Raw genomic sequence first — 4106 nt, forward strand, 5'->3', positions numbered from 1 at the left:
GGGAAGGGGGTAAGGGTGCGCGGGGGTCAGCGGCGTGTCTGCACGCCGATGCCCATGGTTTCGTACGTACCTTTTTCCAGGTCGTAGCCGGTGCGGGTGTTCAGCGTTTCAAGCGCGCGGCCATACATGTGCAAGTGGCGTATCACCTGACCGGCCGGGATCTCCACCGAGTGGATGTCTTCGGGCATCAGGGCGATGCCCGTGCCGGGCTCGACCACCACGGCGTTGACCTCCTTGAGCTGCGCCTTGCCCGGCACCGAGCCATCGTCCYGGCGTTCGTACACCCGGTTGAGCTCGCTGCCTTCCACCGCGCTGATGCAGGCCCAGGTGGTGTGGTTGTGCGGCACGATGCGTTTGCCGGGGCGCATCACGTTGAGGTAAAGCGCGAAGCTCTGGTCGGCGTCTTCAGCGATCAGGTAGCGCGCCTGCAGTTCGGGGCTTTCGGGCGCAGCGAAATCCGTGGCACTCCACAGCTCCTTCTGGCCGGCCAGCTGGTTCAAGACCGCGAGCACTTTGGCCAGCGACTGGCGATTTGCTTCACCGCTCCCAACAATAATTTTAATGTTTTGAATGGCGGCGCCAACCACCTGGCTACGCTGTGCTGCTGCGTTCATGGAGATTTTCCTGAGTGAGGTTTCGGTTTATTGAGCCTAATATAGTCAAGGCGTATTCTTGAAACAACTCAGAAATAGAGATAAATACATTAGTATTTGTAATAAGTAAATCCTGTCGAACTCTTTGAATGAAAACCCTTGACCTGGAATTGCTGCGGGCCCTGATGGCCATCGACGAGCAGGACAGCTTTGCCGGTGCCGCCATCCAGCTGGGCAAAACACAGTCGGCGGTGACGCAACAAATGCAGCGCCTGGAAGACCAGATCGGCCATCCGCTGTTTGAAAAGCATGGGCGCCAGAAGCGCCTGACGCCGCATGGGTTAAAGCTGCTCGGTTACGCGCGTCACCTGCTGGCCATCAATGACGATGCCTTGCGCAGCCTGCAGCAAGGCAACCTGGAGGGTGTATTGCGCATAGGCGCGCCGCACGACGTGGCCGACACCATGCTGCCGACGCTGCTGGCACAGGTGGCGCGTGCTTCGCCGCTGTTGCAGCTCGACATCCATGTGGGGCGCAGCCCTTTCCTGATGGAATCCCTCAAGCGCGGCGAGATCGACATGACTATCTCGAACCGCAACGACCCGGCACTTGACGGCGTGGTGCTGCGTACCTCACCCACGGTGTGGTTGTGCTCAGCCAGCTACGTACATGACCGCGCCAAGCCGGTGCCGCTGATCCTGGTGGAGGGCCCCAGCGTATTTCACAGGCTGGCGCGCGAGGCGCTGGACGCCGCCGGAATTCCCTGGTCGCCAAGCTATACCGCTTCCAGCCTGATCGGCATCAAGGCTGCGCTGCGTGCGGGTTTGGGCGTGACTGCGCGCGGTATCGAGATGGCGGGCAGCGACCTGCGCGTGCTGGGCGAAAACGATGGACTGCCGCGTTTGCCGGAGCTTGATTACTACCTGTTCGTTCGAAAGAATGTTATTAACCCGGTGACACGCAAGGTGTTCGAGATGCTGAAATCCAACCTCGGTTTGATTCGCAGTGCGGCGGACCCGGCTATCCCCGCCGCGCGTGCCGATCGGGAAATTTAAGCGCCGTCTGAAAAAGCAAACGGCCGGAATTCCGGAGGGAAAACGCATCCGCGAATGCGCTGCAGACTTTTTAATTACTTTGCTGAAAAGTGTGCGCATGTGAATTTCCGGCATCGTGAGATCACAAAAAATAAACGCGCGAAAACGTTGGACGCGAGCCACAAGTAGCGGCTGTATCTGCGTGGTAACACGGCGCATGCGTCATCTGCGGTGTACGCTCGCCGGACGCTGACGATGCCCACGAGGAGGTGGGGTTGTCTCGCGTATCCGATCAATGCAAGGAGAGYTCATGTCAGTTTCAACATTCCCCATCAAGCGGCGCACGCTGCTTGCTGGTTCCGCAGCCACCCTGGCGCTTGGCGCTGCGCCCGCATGGGCTGCCTACCCCGACAAGCCCATCAAGATCATCGTTCCCTGGGCAACGGGCGGTAGCACCGATGCCATTACCCGCGTGCTCGCACAGCGGCTGAGCGAAGGGCTGAAGCAACCCGTGATCGTCGACAACAAGCCGGGTGGCGCGGGCCACGTGGGCATTGACCAGGCCGCCAAGTCGGCACCCGATGGCTATACGCTGGCGATCGTGGAGTTGTCGCACGTGTACGCGCCTGCAGTTGTTGCCAACCTGCCTTACGACATGCTGCGCGACTTCACGCCGATCACGCTGGTGGGTACATCGCCCATGGTGCTGTTTACCGGCATGGGCCCCGAAAACAGCGACTTCAAGACTTTCCTGAAAACTTCTTCGACCGCCAAGGGCGGGCCTCCTGCCATGGCGAACAGCGGCACAGGGTCTATCAGCCACCTGGTGGGCGAGCTGTTTTCCCAGGAAACCAAAATCAAGTTCAACATGGTGCCTTACCGCGGCGGCGCACCGGCGATGGTGGACCTGGCTGCCGGCCAGGTGTCTTCTTRTTTCGCCACGCTGGCGACCGGCTCCAGCCTCATGGCCTCCGGAAAGGTCAAGGCGCTGGCGGTGACGGGCCGCAAGCGCTCGGACGTCCCCATCCTGCGCTCCTTGCCGACGATGACTGAGCTCGGCTTGAAGAACATGGATGTGGCGCAATGGTGGGCGCTTGTTGCGCCAGCGACCACGCCGCTTGAAGTTACCGAGCGGCTTCGCCTCGAACTCCTGAGTGCGATGTCGGATTTCAAGGTGGTGGAACGTATGTCCGCTTTGGGCGTGGAAATGAAAGGTACTTCACGCGACCAGTTGCGTGGATTCCTTCGGGCGGAGTCGGAGCGCTGGCGCACCCTGGCGCGTAACGTGGGATTGAAGCCGCAATAACTTCAGTTCTTCAACGGATTCGGCTCATCACTGAGTCGATGCGTACCAGCGCCGGCGAGTCCAGCCGGCGCTGTGGTGCTATAGCTGCAGGCCCAGCCAGCGTCGTGCGGCTGCGTTCAGTGCCTCCTGTTGACCCGTTGTCAGCAAAGTGATGTGGCCGGATGCGGCGCCTTGCCGCAGCTGCCCGGCGGCTTCGAGCAAACGGCGTGTCTGCCGCGCGACCGGCTCGCCGGTTTCGATCAGGCGAACGTCGGTGCCCACCATTTTCTGCAGTGTGTCCCACGCGAAGGCGTAATGCGTGCAGCCCAGCACCAGGGTATCGACCTGCCCGGCCTGGCCGCCGAAGGGTCCGATCGCTTGCGTGTATTCACGGCATAAAGCACCGATCTGCGCAACATCATGGTTCTGGATCGCATCGGCCAGCCCGTCGCACGGCTGCAGGATGAACTCGGCCTGGCCTTTCAGCGAATCGTGCAGGGCGCGCAGCTTGGCGCTTGCCACCGTGCCGCGCGTCGCCATCACGCCGATGCGGCGTGTCTTGCTCAACGCGACGGCCGGCTTGAGCGCCGGTTCGACGCCGACCAGCGGCAAGTCTGGGTGCTCGGTTCGTACGAGGTGAACGGCGGCGGCCGTCGCGGTATTGCACGCGATCACCAGTGCCTTGATCGCATGCTCTTCGCGCAATTTGCGCACGACGGCGCGCGTGCGCTCAATGACAAAAGCGTCGCCGCGCTCGCCATAAGGCGCGAAGCCCGCATCGGCCAGGTAGACGAAGGACTCCGCGGGCAATTCGGCCCGCAATGCCTTGAAGACGCTAAGGCCGCCCACGCCGCTGTCGAACACGCCGMCCGGCCGGTCGGCGCCGGCATGGCCTTCGCTCACGCGGCTGCGACGGGAATGTTTTTGAACTCGCCGGTGGCGATTTTCTTTTGCCACTCGGCTGGGCCGGTGATGTGCGCGCTGGTGCCGCCCGCATCCACCGCCACGGTCACGGGCATGTCAATCACGTCGAACTCATAGATCGCTTCCATGCCCAGGTCGGCAAAGCCCACCACCTTGGCGGTCTTGATGGCCTTGCTGACCAGGTAGGCCGCACCGCCGACGGCCATCAGGTAAGCGCTCTTGTGCTTCTTGATGGCTTCGATGGCGACCGGGCCGCGCTCGGACTTGCCG

5 protein-coding genes are annotated in these 4106 nt (G+C 61.9%); 2 read left to right on the forward strand and 3 right to left on the reverse strand.

The window, feature by feature from the left end; all coding sequences use genetic code 11:
- Window positions 1-26: 26 nt before the first annotated feature.
- Window positions 27-614 carry a cysteine dioxygenase family protein gene (locus tag AC1D1P_RS16250; protein ID WP_477673682.1) on the reverse strand — a complete coding sequence of 196 codons (588 nt, stop codon included), beginning with the start codon at window positions 612-614 and terminating at the stop codon, window positions 27-29.
- A 128-nt stretch (window positions 615-742) separates the two neighbouring features.
- Between AC1D1P_RS16250 and AC1D1P_RS16255 the strand changes: the two genes are divergently transcribed.
- Together AC1D1P_RS16255 and AC1D1P_RS16260 are read left to right on the forward strand one after the other, a co-directional pair.
- On the forward strand, window positions 743-1648 hold the full coding sequence (locus tag AC1D1P_RS16255) for a LysR substrate-binding domain-containing protein (protein ID WP_477669044.1): 906 nt from the start codon (window positions 743-745) through the stop codon (window positions 1646-1648).
- Window positions 1649-1937: 289 nt separating this feature from the next.
- A complete protein-coding gene (locus AC1D1P_RS16260; protein ID WP_477673683.1) occupies window positions 1938-2933 on the forward strand; it encodes a Bug family tripartite tricarboxylate transporter substrate binding protein in 996 nt (331 codons plus the stop codon).
- 78 nt (window positions 2934-3011) lie between these two features.
- On the opposite strand, the gene murI is transcribed toward AC1D1P_RS16260, so the two are convergent.
- Window positions 3012-3815, reverse strand: coding sequence for a glutamate racemase (gene murI, locus AC1D1P_RS16265; protein WP_477673684.1), 804 nt, complete (start codon window positions 3813-3815; stop codon window positions 3012-3014).
- On the reverse strand, window positions 3812-4106 hold a 295-nt coding region (locus tag AC1D1P_RS16270; RefSeq protein ID WP_477673685.1), incomplete at its 5' end, for a fumarate hydratase C-terminal domain-containing protein. The genes AC1D1P_RS16270 and murI, both read right to left, overlap by 4 nt.

The sequence above is a fragment of the Polaromonas sp. P1_E1_2 genome, from assembly GCF_056406035.1.

Bases quoted from the DNA above. Each gene is read 5' to 3' on its own strand.
- AC1D1P_RS16255 (WP_477669044.1), top strand. From the start codon at position 743: ATGAAAACCCTTGACCTGGAATTGCTGCGGGCCCTGATGGCCATCGAC.